This is a genomic window from Streptomyces sp. NPDC051578, assembly GCF_044454045.1.
Lineage (GTDB): Bacteria > Actinomycetota > Actinomycetes > Streptomycetales > Streptomycetaceae > Streptomyces.
In genome coordinates this window covers 75,662-91,461 of sequence record NZ_JBITDH010000007.1, presented here as the reverse complement: position 1 = coordinate 91,461, position 15,800 = coordinate 75,662, and the positions used below count along the sequence as shown (strand labels likewise).

Genomic DNA, 15,800 nt, shown 5'->3' with positions numbered 1-15,800 from the left:
AAAGGACCAATGATGCTCAAGAAGATCATGACTGCTGCCGCGGTCACCGCCGCCGCCGTCGGTGCGGGCGCTGCTGTCGCGGCCCCGGCCATGGCCATCGGCAACGACAACGGGATCAACACCGTCAACGGCAACGGGGCGACCCAGATCTACGGCAACCAGAAGACCGAGGGGCCCCTGAGCCCGCAGCTCGGCCTGGTCCAGGGCACCCTGAACAAGCCGTGCATCGGTCTGCCGGTCAAGGCCAACGTCCAGTCGATCCTCGCCCTGGTCAACGTCGGCGTCCAGGACATCAACGTCCTGTCCAACCCGCAGAACCAGCAGTGCACCGAGAACTCCACCCAGGCCAAGGGCGACGAGCCGCTCTCGCACATCCTGGACAACATCCCGGTCCTCTCCGGCAACCTGTCCAACGGCAGCTGATCGCCGTTCCCCCGGCGGCCCGACCGGCCGCGGGGTCCGGGCCCCGGCGCCCGTGGAGCGACGCGGTGACGCGGTCGAAGCGATGCGGTGTGTGAAGTGACGAGGGCCCCGGCAGCCACCAGCTGCCGGGGCCCTCGCGCGTGGCCGGGCGGTCTCACCTCGTCCAGAACTCCCACCACCGGGTGAGGATCAGCATCCCGATCACTCCCAGGTGCAGGGCGGGCGGGGCCCAGCCGAACTCGGTGAAGAACTGTCGCAGCGCTCCGGGGGCCGCGCTCGTACGGACGTTGTGCGCGGTGACCGCCCAGAACATCAGCAGCGTCGCCGCCCAGGTCAGGCAGCACCACAGGCAGAGCGCGTTGATCTCGTAGAGGGACTGGACCATCAGCCAGGTGCAGAAGCCGGTGCCGAAGAGCGTCCCGGCGTTCAGTCCGAGCCAGAACCAGCCCCGGTAGCGGGCCCCGGCCAGCAGGCCCGCGCCCACGCAGACGACGACCCCGTAGGCGACCAGGCCCAGCATCGGGTTGGGGAAGCCGAAGGCCTGCGCCTGCTCGCTCTGCATGACGCTGCCGCAGGAGACGACGGGGTTCAGGCTGCACGCGGGCTTGAAGGACGGGTCTTCGAGCAGGAGGAACTTGTCGAGTGTGATCACCCAGGAAGCCAGCACCCCGGCGCAACCGGTGAGGACCAGCAACCACGCCAATCCGCGCGGGGTGCGGCCCGGTTCGTCGGCGGTCCGTCTGGAGCGGTCCTGTTGGCGCGGGAGGCCCACTGGGGCGGATGTGGTGCTGTCGGGTGCCATGCCGTTCGTTGCCATGCGGCCCATAGTCCCGCGCTTCGCAGCAGACCTGGGCCAACCGTACGCATTCGTACGCAAGTTGACCTGATGGGGTGGCGGGAACCCCTGATGCTTCCCGGACGTTTTACCGAATCCCGGACGTGATGTCAGTGCCAGGGGCTACGTTGTGCTTCCGCGAAGTGACAAGCTGCGACGGCCTGGAGACCCACCTTGAGCGATCCGTACGAGACAACCGAGGCCCACCTCGATCGACTCCTGGGCCGCGCCCTGAACTCCTTCGACCTGCCGGACGCGCTGGTCGGGCGCCTGCGTACGGCGCTCGCCCACAGCTCTTCGCTGCACACCACCCACCACAGCCCGTCGGCGGGGCTGTGGCGGGAGACCCACCGGCACACCTACCTCCTGGCCGACGGCGGCGCGGAGTCGCTGTGGGAACTGGTCTACCGCCGGCGGGACGACCGGGTCGTGCGGTACGAGCTCTTCGCCGGCCGGTCCGAGCTCTGCCTCGCGGTGGGCCGCCTGTTCGGCGAGGTGCCCTCGCAGGTGGCGCGGGACCTCGCGCCGCAAGGGGCGGAGCAGCAGGACGACGCGGCCGCCCTCAGCGCCCTGTTCGCGGAGCCGGCGCCGGCCCCGCACCGGGAGTACGCGGTGGAGCAGTCCGCCGACCACGCCCGCCGGGTGCTGCGGCGCGCGGAGAACGCGGACCGGCCCGGCGAGCGGGTGGCGCTGCGCCTGCGCTCGGCGTACGCGCACCAGATCACCCAGGCGTTCGGCGGCCGTCAGTGGCTTTCGGACGGGCGGGGCGTGGGTTTCACCCTGTACGAGCACGCGTTCGTGCTCGTGGACGGCAGCGAGGTGAGCCTGTGGGAGGTCGAGCACACGGCCACGCCGGACGGCCGCCACATGTGCGAGGTGTACGAGAGCGAGGCCGCCGCGCGCGAGGCGATGGAGCTGCGCTCCCGGGTCCGCTGACGCGGGCGGCGCAGCCCGCACAGGCCGCGCAGGCCACGCAGGCCGCATGGGCCGCACAGCACGACGGACGCGCCCACCCGGAGGTGGACGCGCCCGTCGGGTGCCCGTCGGTCACGGTGCTCAGGCGGTCTCGGCGCCCTCGCGCTCGTCCGTCGGCACCTGCTTGCGCGGCAGCATGAACATCACCGCGGAGATCACGACCAGGACCGCCACGACCCACCACAGCGCACTGCGGAAGGCCTCGACGTACGGGGCTCCGTAGACCATGTCGTTGTCGATCACCCCGAAGAACACGACGGACGTCAGACCGAGGCCGAGCGCGTTGCCCATCTGGCCGGTGGTGTTGATCAGGCCGGAGGCGGAGCCGGCGTGCTCGCGCGGCACCTGCGAGAGCACGGTGTCGGTGAGCGGGGCCACGATCAGGCCCATGCCGATGCCCATGACGACGAGGGGCGCGGCCATCTGCCAGGAGGCGATGTGCATGCCGTAATGGGCGGACTCCCAGATGTAGAGGAGCAGGCCCGCGGCCATGGCCAGCGCACCCGCCTGGAGCACCTTGCGGCCGAAGCGCGGTACGAGCTTCTGGACGGAGATGCCCGCCGCCGCCGAGACGGCGATCGAGAAGGGGATGCCGGTGGTTCCCGCGCGCAGCGGGGTCCAGCCGAGGCCCATCTGCATGTAGAGCGTCCAGACCAGGAAGAAGATGCCGGTCGCGATGCCGAAGGTCAGCTGGACGGCGATACCGCCCGCAAAGCTCTTGATCTTGAAGAGGGAGAGCTCCACCAGCGGCGAGCCGTCCTTGCGGATCTTGTGCTTCTCGTAGGCGATGAACCCGGCGAACAGGAACGGTGAGGCGATCATGCAGACGAAGCCCCACAGCGGCCAGTCGTTCTCACGGCCGTGCGTCAGCGGGAAGATCAGCATCACGAGGGCGAGGGTCGCGAGCACGACGCCCACCAGGTCGAGCCGCAGCGCCTTGGGGGCCTTGGACTCGCTGATGAACTTGATGCCCAGGATCACGCCCGCGATACCGACGGGCAGGTTGATCAGGAAGATCGGGCGCCATTCGAGACCGAAGAGGTTCCACTCGGTGAGCAGCGCGCCGAGCATCGGGCCCGAGACGGCACCGAGGCCGACGATCGCGCCGAACATGCCGAAGACCTTGCCGCGCTCGTGGGGCGGGAAGGTGACGTGGATGATGGCCAGCACCTGCGGCACCATCATGGCCGCCATACCGCCCTGGAGGATGCGGGAGGCGACGAGCACGGACGGGTTGGCGGCGATGCCGCAGAGCGCCGAGGCGGCGGTGAACCCGGCGATGCCGATGAGGAAGAGGCGCTTGCGGCCGTAGATGTCACCGAGACGGCCGCCCGTGATCAGACCGGCGGCGAAGGCGAGGGCGTACCCGGCGGTGATCCACTGGATCGCGCTGGTGGAGGCTCCGAAGTCCGCGCGCATGCTGGGTATCGCGATGTTGACGATCGTGACGTCGACCAGGTCCATGAACGCCGCGGTCATCACGATGGCGAGGGCCAGCCAGCGGCGGCGGTCGGCGGGTGAGCTGCTGCTCGCGTGGTCGTTCGTGGGGTCGTCGAGGGTGTCGTTCCGCTCTTCTCGTACGGGCCCGGTCTCTCTTCCGGGCGATGTCTGGGCTGTCTCGGTGCTCATAGGAAGCAACCTAGACGGCATGTAGGTCAGGTGGTGTCCTATTTCCCTGGCAGCCTGTTGTCATGAACGACACTCCCGGCCGGCTGCTCACCCTGCTCTCGCTGCTCCAGACCCCGCGCGAGTGGCCCGGCAGCGAGCTGGCCGAGCGGCTGGGGGTCAGCGCCCGGACCATCCGGCGCGACATCGAGCGGTTGCGGGAGCTGGGGTACCCGGTGGAGGCCACGCTGGGCTCGGAGGGCGGGTACCGGCTGGTGGCGGGCGCGGCGATGCCGCCGCTGCTGCTGGACGACGAGGAGGCGGTGGCGATCGCGGTGGGGCTGCGGGCGGGCGCCGGGCACGCCATCGAGGGGGTGGAGGAGGCGTCCGTACGGGCCCTCGCGAAGCTGGAGCAGGTCCTGCCGGCGCGGCTCCGGCGCCGGGTGGGCGCGCTCCAGTCGGCCACGGTGGCGGTGACCCGCGGCGACGGGGCGAGCGTGGATCCGCGGACGCTGACGACGATGGCGGCGGCGGTGGCGGGTCCGGAGCGGCTGCGGTTCGCGTACCGGGCGCGGGACGGGGCGGAGTCCCGGCGGCTGGTGGAGCCGTACCGGCTGGTGAGCACCGGGAGCCGGTGGTACCTCGTCGCGTACGACCTGGAGCGGGACGACTGGCGGACCTTCCGGGTGGACCGGGTCAGCGACCCGTTCGCGACGGGCGCGCGGTTCGCCCCGCGGGCGCTGCCGGTGGACGCGGCGGAGTTCGTGCGGCGGGGGCTGCGCGGGGAGCAGACGTACGCGGTCGAGGTGACCTTCGACGCGCCGGCCGAGGCGCTGCCGGGGTGGCTGAGGGGGCAGGAGGTGCCGGTGGCGCAGGGGTGCCGGGTGCGGTTCGAGAGCGGGGACGCGCCGGAGTGGCTGGCGGCCCGGCTCGCTCTGACGGGGGCGGACTTCACGGTCCACACCCCGCCGGCGCTCGCGGAAGCCGCCCGGGCGCTGGGGGCGCGGCTGGCGAGGTCGAGCCCCGCCGGGGCGTGAGATGGGGGCTCGGCCGCCGGGCCCGGGGCGGGCGGTCGCTCCGCCCGGACAGCGGGGAGCCCCCGGCGCCTGGGGGGGATAGGCACCGGGGGCTCGTTCTGGGGTGCTCCGTCTTCCGCGGCCGTTCGGGCGGGGGCCGATCGGGCGGGGGCCGATCAGGCCACGGCGTCGAAGCCGGTGTCGCGCGCCATCCGCTTGAGCTCCAGCAGCGCGTGCTTCTCGATCTGCCGGATCCGCTCGCGGGTCAGGCCGTGCTGCTTGCCGACCTCGGTCAGCGTGCGCTCGCGTCCGTCCTCGATCCCGTACCGCATCTTGATGATCGACGCGGTGCGCTGGTCGAGCTTGCCGAGCAGGTCCTCCAGCTCCTCGCTGCGCAGCAGGGACAGCACGGACTGCTCCGGGGAGATAGCGGAGGTGTCCTCCAGCAGGTCCCCGAACTGGGTGTCGCCCTCGTCATCGACGGACATGTTGAGGCTCACCGGGTCTCGCGCCCAGTCCAGCACGTCACCGACGCGCTTCTCCGTCGTGTCCAGCTCGGCGGCGATCTCCGCGTGCTCCGGGTCCCGCCCGTTCTCACGGTTGAACTCGCGCTGGATCCGGCGGATCCGGCCGAGCTCCTCGACCAGGTGGACGGGGAGGCGGATGGTCCGGGACTGGTCGGCGATGGAACGGGTGATGGCCTGGCGGATCCACCACGTGGCGTACGTGGAGAACTTGAAGCCCTTGGTGTAGTCGAACTTCTCGACCGCGCGGACCAGGCCGGCGTTGCCCTCCTGGATCAGGTCGAGCAGGGGGAGCCCGCTGCGCGGGTAGCGGCGGGCGACGGCCACGACCAGGCGGAGGTTGGAGCGGATGAAGACTTCCTTGGCGCGCTCTCCCTCGGCCGCCAGGGCCTCCAGCTCCTCGCGCGCGGGGGTCTTCTCCCCGGCGCGCTCTATCGCGCCGTCGAGGATCTGCCGGGCGTAGACGCCCGCCTCGATGATCTGCGACAGCTCCACTTCCTTGGCCGCGTCGAGCAGCGGGGTGCGCGCGATCTCGTCCAGGTACATGCCGACCAGGTCGCGATCGGCGATCTCGCCGCCCGCGGCGCGGGCACTGCCCGTGGACTGACTGCGGGCGACGGCGCGGGTTGCCATGCGTGCTCCCTTGCGATGCGATGGATTTCGTTCGCGGTGCGGCTGCCGGACGCCTCGGCTGTGAGAAGTACGGCACGGTCGACGCGTCCTCCGGACACTCTCCCGAGTGCCCGCTTCCGATGGAAACAACGACTGGAATCGGGACAGAATTCCCATGGGGGCCGTCTTTTTTCCAGATCTTGCAGTACCCTGCCCCGCCATCGCCGTCTTTCACGGCCGCGCGCCGTCCATCTCGGGCGTCGTATATCCGCGCAAGCGCAGGGCACACCTTCTGCTGTCAAGACGGCCCCGGCCGGCTCCTGGTTGCCTGGACTGGTGAGCGAATGACCCGATTGGCCGGATACGGAGAGACCTGCATGGCTCTGCCCGGAACGGACCCGGCCTGCCCGGAGCAGGCCCGGCCGCGGTCTAGCCGAACTGGAGCGAGCGCTTCGACAGCCCCATCCAGAAGCCGTCCACGGGTGTGACCGGAGCGCCCAGATCGCCCGAGGCCTCGGCTGCGCCCAGGGTGACGAAGAGCGGCGCGAAGTGCTCCGTGCGGGGGTGGGCCAGGCGGCCGGCCGGGGATTTCGCCTCGAAGTCGAGCAGGGCGTCCACATCGGCGGCAGCCAGCGCCTCGCGGCCCCAGGCGTCGAACTCCGTCGACCAGCCGGGAACGCCGCCCGCGTGGCGGAGGGCGGCGAGGTTGTGCGTGAAGAAGCCGCTGCCCACGATCAGGACCCCTTCGTCGCGCAGCGGGGCGAGGGTGCGGCCGATCTCCATCAGGCGGACCGGGTCGAGCGTCGGCATGGATATCTGGAGCACCGGGACGTCGGCTTCCGGGAACATCTCCACGAGCGGGACGTACGCCCCGTGGTCGAGCCCCCGGTCCGGTATCTCCTGGACCGGGGTCCCGGGCGCATGCAGCAGTTTGCGTACGGAGGCGGCGAGCCCGGGGGCGCCGGGGGCGTCGTAGCGCACCCGGTAGTAGTGCTCGGGGAAGCCCCAGAAGTCGTACACGAGCGGGGCCCGCTCGGTGGCTCCGAGGGCCAGTGGGGCCTCTTCCCAATGCGCGGAGACCATCAGGATCGCGCGGGGGCGGGGCAGGGCGGCCGACCAGGCGGCCAGTTCGCCGGGCCAGACCGGGTCGTCGGCGAGCGGCGGGGCGCCGTGGCTCAGGTACAGCGCGGGCATGCGGCCCGCTCGGGGGGTGGTGTTCGTAGGCACGGTGCGCGCTCCTCATGACCGGTGGCGGGGGTCCCGTACGCGGTCCCACGAAAAGACTAACCCCGCTTCGTTCAAATTTGAACGAAGCGGGGTCATCCGTCATTCCCGTACGGCGCGCGGGGCCCGCGTCAGTGGGCGACCACCGGGATCCGCACCTCGTCCGCCACGCCGCCGCCCGAAGCGACCGGGCCGGCCGAACCGGGGCGGCCCGTGTTGATCAGGGTGAACGCGATGAGCGAGCTGGTGACCAGGATGCCGACGGCCCACCAGATGGCGGAGGAGTAGCCCTCGACCATGGCCTGCGCCTGGATCAGCTTCGCCGCCGCACCGCCCGCGGCGGCCTGGGCCGCGTGGTCGGTCAGGTACGCGGCCGTCGCCGAGGCGGCGATCGTGTTCAGCAGCGCGGTACCGATGGCGCCGCCCACCTGCTGCGAGGTGTTCGCCATGGCGGAGGCGACGCCGGCGTCGGCCGGGTTCACCCCGTGGGTGGCCAGCGACATCGCCGGCATGAACGCCGAGCCCATGCCCAGGCCCAGCAGCAGCTGCGCCGGGAGGATCAGCGCCGGGTACGAGGAGCCGACCTCCAGCTGCGTGAGCAGCAGCATGCCGGTGGCGGCGAGCAGGAAGCCGGGGCCCATCAGCAGCCGCGGCGGGACGCGGGTCATCAGGCGGGCGCCGATCTGGGTGGAGCCCGTGATCATGCCCGCGATCATCGGAAGGAAGGCGAAACCGGTCTTGACGGGCGAGAAGCCCTTCACGACCTGGAGGTAGTAGGTGAGGAAGAGGAACAGCCCGAACATCGCGATGACGGCCAGACCGAGGGAGAGGTACACGCCACCGCGGTTGCGGTCCAGCAGGACGCGCATCGGCAGCAGCGGGGCGTTCACCTTGCGCTCGACGAGGACGAAGCCGCTGAGCAGCACGGCGGAGGAGACGAACATGGCCACGGTGAGGGCGTCCGACCAGCCGGCGGACTCGGCGCGCGTGAAGCCGTAGACGAGCGCGACGAGGCCGAGGGTCGACAGGATCACGCCGGGGACGTCGAGCCGGGCGCGGTTGCGGCCGCCGGCGGGTTCACGGATGACCAGCCAGGCACCCGCCGCCGCGATGATCGCGAAGGGGATGTTGACGAAGAAGGTCCAGCGCCAGTTGAGGTACTCGGTGAGGAAGCCGCCGAGGATCAGGCCGACGGCGCCGCCGCCGCCCGCGATCGCACCGTAGATGCCGAAGGCCTTGGCCCGCTCCTTGGCGTCGGTGAACATGACCGCCAGCAGCGAGAGCGCGGCGGGCGCCAGCAGTGCGCCGAAGGCGCCCTGGAGGGCGCGGGCGCCCAGCATCATGGCCTCGCCGGTGGCGGCGCCGCCGAGCGCGGAGGCGAGGGCGAAGCCCGCGAGTCCGGTGATGAAGGTCTTCTTGCGGCCCCACTTGTCGGCGATGCGGCCGCCGAACAGGAGGAGGCCGCCGAAGGCCAGCGCGTAGGCGGTGATGACCCACTGGCGGTTGCCGTCGGAGATGCCGAGGTCGGTCTGGGCGGACGGGAGGGCGATGTTCACGATGGTCGCGTCGAGGACGACCATCAGCTGGGCCAGGGCTATGAAGACGAGGGCCTTCCAGCGGCTGGGGTCCGCAGCCGACGGGGGTGTCGCGGCTGTTTTGGACATGGGGGTACCCACTTCACTGTGCGGAATGACGGCACTGCTGCGGCAACGCGGCACTGCTGCGAAATGACGGAACTGCTCCTACAAGAACGGTTGCTCGACCCGGGGCATCACATGGCGGTCCGCCTCAGGTCCTCCAGGGTCGTCGCGCCGCCTGGCAGCTCGGAGCGGGCCGGAGCGCGCAAACCGTCGAGGAACACCTGGAGGTGACGGTGGATGAAGCGGTCCGCGTCCATGCAGCCGGTGTCCGGCAGGGGGCGGCCGAGCTGGGAGAGGGCGACCATCAGGTCACCGACCCCGATGTCGGTGCGGACCAGTCCGCCGCCCTGGCCCGCGGCCAGCAGGTTCTCGATGGCTTCCGCCAACGCGCCGCGTGCCGCGAGGAGTTCGGGGTGGTCGTGGTCGAAGTCGGCGGAGAGCATCGGGCACAAGGCGCCGAACCGCTCGTCCGCGGCCGCGTGCGTGAACCGGCACAGCGCGGCGAAGGCGTCGGGCTCCTCGGCGAGGGCCTCCTCGGCGTGGAGGACGACCCGGTCCATGACGTAGAGCACGACGTGGTGGACCAGGGCGGCCCGGTCCGGGAAGTGCCGGTACAGCGTGGCGTTGCCGACGCCGGCCCGGCGCGCGACCTCGTCGAAGGGGGCGGCCGAGCCGAACTCCACGAAGAGCTCGCGGGCCGCCGCCAGGATGCGCTCCCGGTTGCGGACGGCGTCGGCGCGCGGGCGCGGGAGTCCGCCGCCGCGACCGGGGGCCGGGGCGGTGAGGTCCACCGATGCCCGGGGCGCGGCGGCAGCCGCGGCGGCGGTGGTGGAGCGCTTCATTCCGGGGCCTCCTCGGCACTGGACTCGCAGATGGCTCGTCGATGGCTCGTCGATGTCCCGCGGGTGCGGCGGCCACCTGAAACGGGGAGGCCGTCCCCGTTTGCGGGGTCAATACTCCAAACGGGGATGGACTCCCCGGTTATTTCACTCATCCGTGTGGCCTGGGTCACACTCCCGCGGCCCGGGGCTCCCGTTTGGCCGCTCCTGACGCGCGGGCGCGCCGCAGCCGTCGGAGGGTGAGCGCACGGAGAGCAGACCGGGCCCGGCCGGCTGCCGCGGCCCGAAGGCGAGCTCCATGACGCAGACCCGCCACCGGATACGCAGTCCACGCCGCACCTGCGCGTACGTCGGCATCGCCGCGCTGGCCATCGCCGTCACGGCGACCGCCAGCGCCGGGATATCCAGCCGCACCCACTCCGCCGCCGGCCCCGTGGCCACGAGCGTCGATTCGGCGCTCGCGCCCTGCCGGATCGCGAGCACGATGGGCGTCCAGATGTCCGAGGGGCTTCCGACGCCGCCCGGGTACTCGCGCTCGACCGGCGAGGTCCGGGCACTGAACCTGATGATCGACTTCCCCGACGCCAAGGGCGAGGGCTCGGCGATGGACCGGCTGGCGGAGTTCTTCCCCCAGACCTCGGACTGGTTCCGGACCAGTTCGTACGGCCGGCTCACCTACCGGGCCGAGGCGCCGATACGGAACTGGCTGCGGATGCCGATGCCGTTCGCGGCGTACGGGATCGGGCGCGGGTCCGCGTACGAGCCGGGCTACCGGCAGCTGGTCGAGCACATAGCCCAGGCCGCCGACGCGGAGGTCGACTTCAGCCGCTACGACTTGATCAACGTCCTGGTCACTCCGAACGCCGGGCCGTCGGCCCTGGACACCGTCCTGTCGGTGACGTTCTCCGGCAACGGCGAGGCGCCGATGGCCGACGGGGTGCCGCTCTCCAACACGTCCTTCGTGTTCAGCCGGCAGGACGACGGCTCGGGCTCCTACCGGCAGACCGGCTACCGGGTGCTCCCGCACGAGAACGGCCACGTCTTCGGGCTGCCGGACCTGTACACCGCCGACGGGGGCGGCGCGGTCGGGCACTGGGACATCATGAGCGAGGACTGGGGCGCCAACAACGACCTGCTGGGCTGGCACAAGTGGAAGCTCGGCTGGCTGGACAGCAACCAGATCGGCTGCGCGTCGAAGCCCGGGATCACCGAGCAGGTACTGACGCCGCTGGGGGTGGAGGGCGGCAGGAAGCTGGCCTTCGTACCGCTGACGGAGAACAGCGGCTACGCGGTGGAGGTGCGCACCCAGGCCGGGAACGACGAGTCCGTGTGCAAGCCGGGGGTGCTGATCTACAAGGTCGACTCCCAGGTGGACACGGGCCGCGGCCCGGTCACGGTCTCCGACAGCACGACGGGAAGCGGCGGCTGCACCCGCCGCCCGAACGTCCACTCGGAACTCTCGGACGCCCCCTTCCGCGCGGGCGAGACCTTCACCGACCCCAAGGCGCGCATCACCATCGCGGTCACGTCCGAACGCCCCGACGGCACCTTCCAGATCCGCATCACCCGCCCCTGACCCCCACCGCCCGCCCTGATCCCCCCGCGCCCACCCGCCAGTGCAGGGACCGCAGATGCGGATCAAGCGTCACCCGCTACACTGACCGCGGTGGCCCGGCCTCGCAGTCGGGTCCGCACGCTCCCGCCTTCGTAGCTCAGGGGATAGAGCACGGCTCTCCTAAAGCCGGTGTCGCAGGTTCGAATCCTGCCGAGGGCACGTTGATGTGGCATGGAGAAGGCCCCCCGCCGGGTAGGTGGGGGGCCTTCGGGGTTTGCGGCTGCCGGGGAGGACGGGCAGGCGACGGGTCAGCTCAGGCCTTTGGTGCGTTCGCCGATGCGGTCGCCCTGGGGGGCGCCGGAGCGCTTGAGGGCTGCCTTCGTGTGGGCCCCGCCCTTGACCTTGCTGGGGACCGGACCTTCGAAGCCGTGACCCGGCGTGCGGGGCAGGTGGGTCTGCTCCGCGGCCTTCGTGATCGCCGTCCGGACGTCCTGCTTGTGCTGTTTACTCATCCCGTCGTCACTCCCTCGGGAAGCACCCAATCGGTCTGCCAATCGGTCTAACCGGATCGTATGCAGGTACGGGGGACGGCGCACGCCGATCAAGGGCCGTGGAGGAGTTCCTCCGGGCACGGGGTACCCCGGGGGAGCTGGTACTTCGCCGACACCCGGTACTGTCCCGCCGTCGGGGCCAGCAGCTCCGTCCAGACGTCCCCGTCGGTGTCCACCGGGGCCTTGAACAGGCAGCCGGCCGTGTTCGCGTACTGCTTCGGCGCCGTGGCGGCCGCCCTGGACGCGAAGGTCTCCTGCGGCGGCGCCACCGCCCTGCCCGCCGCGTCGACCAGCCCCAGCCAGGGCGAGTGCGGGATCCGCACCAGGACGCGCCCCGGCTCCCGTACCGCGATGACCAGCTGGTCGGCGCTCGCCCGCACCACCGTGGCGGCCCCGGCCACCAGGTCCGTCGGGGCGAGCACCTTGTACAGCTGCCAGTTCGCGTCGCCCCACACCTGCTGGAGGTAGGGCAGCCCCTCCCGCACGAGCTTCGCCTCGTCCGCCCCGCCCGAGTCGGGTTTGTCGGCAGGCAGCACCACGTAGTGCACGGCCCAGCGTTCCAGCCAGGACCGGTAGCTCTCGGCCGTGAGGGTGTCGTCGTAGAAGAGCGGGTTGCGCTCCAGGTCGGCCTGGCGGTTCCAGCCGCGCGCGAGGTTCACGTACGACGGGAAGGCCGACGACTCGCGGTGGCTGCTGGCCGGGACCACCTCTACCCGCCCCCGGTCGGCGCCCGCCTTCTGGAGCTGGTCGACCAGGGGGGCCAGCTCCCGGTTCCAGGCGGCCAGCGGGGTGGTACGGATGATGTCCGTGATGCTGTTGGCGGTGATCCAGGCCGTCAGCCCGGCGAAGGCGACGGCCACCGCGTACCAGCGTCGCGAGCGCGGGAGCGAGTACGGGAGCGCCGCGAGCAGCACCGCCCCACCGAACAGCATCACGAGGCGGGTGACGTTCGACCCCACCTGGGAGTCGATCGCCCAGGTCAGGAACACGCCGACGGTGTACACGGCCGAGGCGATCCGGACCGTCTTCCATCGCTTCGGCACCAGGAACAGGATCGCCAGCCCGAAGACGAACGGCAGCCAGGCCGAGCCCAGCTTCATCGGCTGCGTCCCCGAGAACGGGAACAGCCACGCAGACAGCCCGACCACGGCCACCGGCGCCAGCCCCAGCGCGTACGCCCCCGGCCGCCGCCCGCTCAGGAACAGCGCGGCCGCGACCACCCCGAGGAAGAGGCCGGCCACCGGGCTGGAAGCAGTGGCGAGCCCCGCGAGCGGGGCGGCGACGGCGGCCTTCGCCCCGCGCCGCTCCGCCCACTTGCGCGGCCAGCAGAAGACGGCCGCGACGGCGGCCAGCGCGAACATCGCGCCGAGCCCGAAGGTGACGCGCCCGGACAGGGCGTTGCACAACAGCCCGTACACCCCGGCGAGGGCCGGCCACAGCGGACGCCGTACGGCGCCGCGGCACCGGGTCAGGATCAGCGCGAGCAGCGCCGCCGAGACGGTGCCGACGACCATCATCGTGGTCCGGACGCCGAGCACGTGCATGAGGTACGGCGAAACCACGCTGTACGAGACCGGGTGCATGCCCCCGTACCAGGCGAGGTTGTACGCCGTGTCGGGGTGGCGGCCGACGAACTCCGCCCACGCGTCCTGCGCCGCCAGGTCGCCCCCGCTGTTGGCGAAGCTGAAGAACCAGACGACGTGCAGGACCGCGGCGAGGGCGGCGGCGACGGCCACCGGGTGCCGGTGCGCCCAGCTCCCGCCGGACCCTTCGCGCGGTCCGGTGTCGTGGGCGCGCTCCGGTCGCCTGTACTGCTCAGCGGTGGTCACTGCCGACGCTCTCTTCCGTCGCGTTCACGCGTCCGTCCGTCCCCCGGCCCTTGCGGCCTTCCGGCCCTTCCTTCCCGGCGCGGGCTCCCTCTTCACTGACGCGCTCAGGCGCCCCGGGGTTGTCCGGGGCGCCCGTGCGGATCGTGGGCCGAGGGCGTGGGGCCGAGGGCCGTGGGCCTTGGGGCTGTGCGGCCGAGGGCCTTGGGGCCGTGAGGCCGTGAGGCCTTGGGGCCGTGAGGCCTTGGGGCCTTGGGGCCGTGAGGCCGTGGGGCCTTGGGGCCGTGGGTCAGCCGACGCGAGTCAGTTTGCTGCCGATGCCGGGCGCGACGAGGTCGCTCTTCAACGCCACCGGCACCTTCACCTGACTGGCGCCCTCGCCGACGGTCAGCATCCCGACCTCGGTGCCCGCCTTCGCGGTCTCCGGCAGCTTGGCGCCGCCGTCGCCCAGCTTCACCGTGACGGTGAGCGAGGGCCAGCCGACCGCCTGCACGTCGCCGGTGGCGACCACCGGGGTGTGACCGCCGAGCCCGTCGTCCACGTACCCGACGACATCGCCCTTCTTGACCACGGTCGCGTCCATCAGCGCCTTCTGCGTGGCGAGCATGACGTCCTTGCTCGCCGCGATGGCGGTGCCGAGGATCGGGGTGCCGTACTGGCCGAGCACCGCGCCGACGATCAGCTGGTTGGTCTTGCCGACCTTCTTCTCGGCGGCGAAGAGCAGGTTGCCGCCGGCCTTGGTGGTGGAGCCGGTCTTGATGCCGACGGCGCCGTTGTACGGGACGAGGTCGTTGTAGTTGCGCCAGGTCTTGCCCGTGGGGTCGGTCCAGTTCGGGAGCTTGGTGATCGCGAGCAGCTCCGGCATCTCGACGACCTTGAGACCGAGCTTGACCTGGTCCTCGGCGGTGCTGACCGTCGTCGGGTCCAGGCCGGACGGGTCGGTGTACGTGGTGTTCGTCATGCCGAGTTCCCGGGCGGCGTCGTTCATCTTCTTGACGAACGCCTCCTGGTCACCGCCGGTGTCCCAGCGCGCGAGCAGGCGCGCGACGTTGTTGGCGGACGGGATCATGATCGCGGCGAGGGCGTCGTACTCGGAGATCTTGCCGCCCTCGTTCAGCGTGTTGACCGTGGACTCGCCCTCGGACTCCTTGCGGCCGTCGTCCACGGCGGTCTTGTCGACGTCGATCATCGGACCCTTTTCCCTCGGCTTGAGGGGGTGGTTCTTGAGGATCACGTAGGCCGTCATGGTCTTGGCGACGCTGCCGATGGCGATCGGCTTCTGCTCGCCGAAGGTGCCGACGGTGCCGAGGCCGGCGGCGGCCATGAAGCCCTGGCCCTCCTTCGGCCAGGGGAGGGTGGGTGCGCCGCCGTCGAAGGTGTACGAGGACTTCGCGCTCATGGCGAGGCGGGGCGCCGGCAGCGGGCGTACGAGCTGCACGACGGCCAGGACGACCGCGAGGAGCAGGACGATCGGCGCGTAGATCTTGACCCGCCGGACCGCGGTGCGGAGGGGGGTCGGCGGCGGGGGCGGGTTGTTGGTGAGGTCCGCCAGCATGTCGAGCGGCGGCTTGGGGGGCAGCGGCTGCTGCGTGGTCCGCTCGGCGTCGGGCGAGGGGTGCGGGCGGGCCGGGGGCCGGACCGGCTCGGAGGCGGGCGGGCGGGGGCCGTCGCCGCCGAGCGGTACGAAGGTGCTTCCGCGCGGGTTGGCTCCGGCCGGCCTGGCGGCGGTCGGCTTGGCGGCGGGGCCGCCGGCCGGGGCGCCGGGAGCGGGCTTGGCCGAATCCCGGCCCTCGGCGGTCGGCGCGGGCGCGCCCGGCTTCACGGCGCGGAAGACGGCGGTGCGCTCGCTGTCGGCGGGCTCGGCGGCGGCCGGCTTGCCCGGGGCGGTACGGGGGTCCCCGGAACCTGGCTTGCGGAAGACGGCGGTGCGCTCGCTGTCGGCCGGGGCCGTACCGGTGTCCCCGGAGGGCTGCTGGGAGCCGGGCTTCGCGACGCCGAACGCGGTCTTCTCCGGCTCACCCGACCCGGACGCCTTGGCCGAATCCCGACCAGCGGAACCCTGCCCGGCGGTGCCCGGCTTCACGGCACGAAAGACGGCGGTGCGCTCACTGTCGGCCGGGGCCGGCTTCTCCGCCGCAGCGGAACCCCGCTCGCCCTCGGCAGCCGCACGCGGCT

At 71.8% G+C, this 15,800-nt stretch carries 13 protein-coding genes and 1 tRNA gene; 5 read left to right on the top strand and 9 right to left on the bottom strand.

Features of this window, described 5'->3' with window-relative positions:
• The first annotated feature begins 12 nt into the window (after nucleotides 1-12).
• Nucleotides 13-423: a rodlin gene (locus ACIA6C_RS25665; protein WP_361137271.1), complete on the top strand. Its 411-nt coding sequence runs from the start codon at nucleotides 13-15 to the stop codon at nucleotides 421-423.
• A 154-nt stretch (nucleotides 424-577) separates the two neighbouring features.
• Here the strand turns inward: ACIA6C_RS25665 and ACIA6C_RS25660 are convergent, their stop codons facing one another.
• A complete protein-coding gene (locus tag ACIA6C_RS25660; RefSeq protein ID WP_399279243.1) occupies nucleotides 578-1,249 on the bottom strand; it encodes a vitamin K epoxide reductase family protein in 672 nt (223 codons plus the stop codon).
• A gap of 183 nt (nucleotides 1,250-1,432) precedes the next feature.
• Between ACIA6C_RS25660 and ACIA6C_RS25655 the strand changes: the two genes are divergently transcribed.
• Entirely contained in the window at nucleotides 1,433-2,194 is a 762-nt protein-coding gene (locus ACIA6C_RS25655; protein WP_399279241.1) for a DUF6227 family protein, read from the top strand.
• A 120-nt stretch (nucleotides 2,195-2,314) separates the two neighbouring features.
• Here ACIA6C_RS25655 and ACIA6C_RS25650 read toward each other — a convergent pair whose 3' ends face one another.
• A complete protein-coding gene (locus ACIA6C_RS25650) occupies nucleotides 2,315-3,862 on the bottom strand; it encodes an MFS transporter (RefSeq protein WP_399279239.1) in 1,548 nt (515 codons plus the stop codon).
• Between the two features lie 62 nt (nucleotides 3,863-3,924).
• Between ACIA6C_RS25650 and ACIA6C_RS25645 the strand changes: the two genes are divergently transcribed.
• Complete coding sequence (locus ACIA6C_RS25645) at nucleotides 3,925-4,875, top strand: YafY family protein (RefSeq protein WP_366080870.1); 951 nt, start codon at nucleotides 3,925-3,927, stop codon at nucleotides 4,873-4,875.
• A 155-nt stretch (nucleotides 4,876-5,030) separates the two neighbouring features.
• Here ACIA6C_RS25645 and ACIA6C_RS25640 read toward each other — a convergent pair whose 3' ends face one another.
• The 4 genes from ACIA6C_RS25640 to ACIA6C_RS25625 all read right to left on the bottom strand — a co-directional run bounded on the left by ACIA6C_RS25640 (nucleotide 5,031) and on the right by ACIA6C_RS25625 (nucleotide 9,696).
• Nucleotides 5,031-6,011, bottom strand: a complete 981-nt coding sequence (locus ACIA6C_RS25640) for a sigma-70 family RNA polymerase sigma factor (RefSeq protein ID WP_361137240.1) — start codon at nucleotides 6,009-6,011, stop codon at nucleotides 5,031-5,033.
• A 408-nt stretch (nucleotides 6,012-6,419) separates the two neighbouring features.
• Entirely contained in the window at nucleotides 6,420-7,184 is a 765-nt protein-coding gene (locus ACIA6C_RS25635; RefSeq protein WP_399279515.1) for a dioxygenase, read from the bottom strand.
• 161 nt (nucleotides 7,185-7,345) lie between these two features.
• On the bottom strand, nucleotides 7,346-8,878 hold the full coding sequence (locus ACIA6C_RS25630) for an MFS transporter (protein WP_399279236.1): 1,533 nt from the start codon (nucleotides 8,876-8,878) through the stop codon (nucleotides 7,346-7,348).
• A 107-nt stretch (nucleotides 8,879-8,985) separates the two neighbouring features.
• The gene (locus ACIA6C_RS25625) at nucleotides 8,986-9,696 is read right to left on the bottom strand and encodes a TetR/AcrR family transcriptional regulator (RefSeq protein ID WP_399279234.1); all 711 of its coding nucleotides are present in this window, start codon (nucleotides 9,694-9,696) and stop codon (nucleotides 8,986-8,988) included.
• Nucleotides 9,697-9,991: 295 nt separating this feature from the next.
• On the opposite strand from ACIA6C_RS25625, the gene ACIA6C_RS25620 reads away from it, so the two are divergent.
• Entirely contained in the window at nucleotides 9,992-11,269 is a 1,278-nt protein-coding gene (locus ACIA6C_RS25620) for a M6 family metalloprotease domain-containing protein (protein WP_399279232.1), read from the top strand.
• Between the two features lie 125 nt (nucleotides 11,270-11,394).
• Nucleotides 11,395-11,467: transfer RNA gene (locus tag ACIA6C_RS25615), tRNA-Arg, on the top strand.
• An 89-nt stretch (nucleotides 11,468-11,556) separates the two neighbouring features.
• Here the strand turns inward: ACIA6C_RS25615 and ACIA6C_RS25610 are convergent.
• From ACIA6C_RS25610 to ACIA6C_RS25600, 3 genes are all read right to left on the bottom strand, one after another.
• Entirely contained in the window at nucleotides 11,557-11,760 is a 204-nt protein-coding gene (locus ACIA6C_RS25610) for a hypothetical protein (RefSeq protein WP_361137244.1), read from the bottom strand.
• 89 nt (nucleotides 11,761-11,849) lie between these two features.
• Nucleotides 11,850-13,628: an MFS transporter gene (locus ACIA6C_RS25605; RefSeq protein ID WP_399279230.1), complete on the bottom strand. Its 1,779-nt coding sequence runs from the start codon at nucleotides 13,626-13,628 to the stop codon at nucleotides 11,850-11,852.
• 286 nt (nucleotides 13,629-13,914) lie between these two features.
• The coding region (locus tag ACIA6C_RS25600; protein WP_399279228.1) for a hypothetical protein at nucleotides 13,915-15,800 on the bottom strand (1,886 nt) is incomplete at its 5' end.

Excerpts from the sequence above, each read along its gene's own strand:
- ACIA6C_RS25665 (WP_361137271.1), top strand. The coding sequence starts at position 13 with ATGCTCAAGAAGATCATGACTGCTGCCGCGGTCACCGCCGCCGCCGTC.
- ACIA6C_RS25660 (WP_399279243.1), bottom strand. The coding sequence starts at position 1,249 with ATGGGCCGCATGGCAACGAACGGCATGGCACCCGACAGCACCACATCC.
- ACIA6C_RS25650 (WP_399279239.1), bottom strand. The coding sequence starts at position 3,862 with ATGAGCACCGAGACAGCCCAGACATCGCCCGGAAGAGAGACCGGGCCC.
- ACIA6C_RS25645 (WP_366080870.1), top strand. The coding sequence starts at position 3,925 with ATGAACGACACTCCCGGCCGGCTGCTCACCCTGCTCTCGCTGCTCCAG.
- ACIA6C_RS25640 (WP_361137240.1), bottom strand. The coding sequence starts at position 6,011 with ATGGCAACCCGCGCCGTCGCCCGCAGTCAGTCCACGGGCAGTGCCCGC.
- ACIA6C_RS25635 (WP_399279515.1), bottom strand. The coding sequence starts at position 7,184 with ATGCCCGCGCTGTACCTGAGCCACGGCGCCCCGCCGCTCGCCGACGAC.
- ACIA6C_RS25630 (WP_399279236.1), bottom strand. The coding sequence starts at position 8,878 with ATGTCCAAAACAGCCGCGACACCCCCGTCGGCTGCGGACCCCAGCCGC.
- ACIA6C_RS25625 (WP_399279234.1), bottom strand. The coding sequence starts at position 9,696 with ATGAAGCGCTCCACCACCGCCGCCGCGGCTGCCGCCGCGCCCCGGGCA.
- ACIA6C_RS25620 (WP_399279232.1), top strand. The coding sequence starts at position 9,992 with ATGACGCAGACCCGCCACCGGATACGCAGTCCACGCCGCACCTGCGCG.
- ACIA6C_RS25610 (WP_361137244.1), bottom strand. The coding sequence starts at position 11,760 with ATGAGTAAACAGCACAAGCAGGACGTCCGGACGGCGATCACGAAGGCC.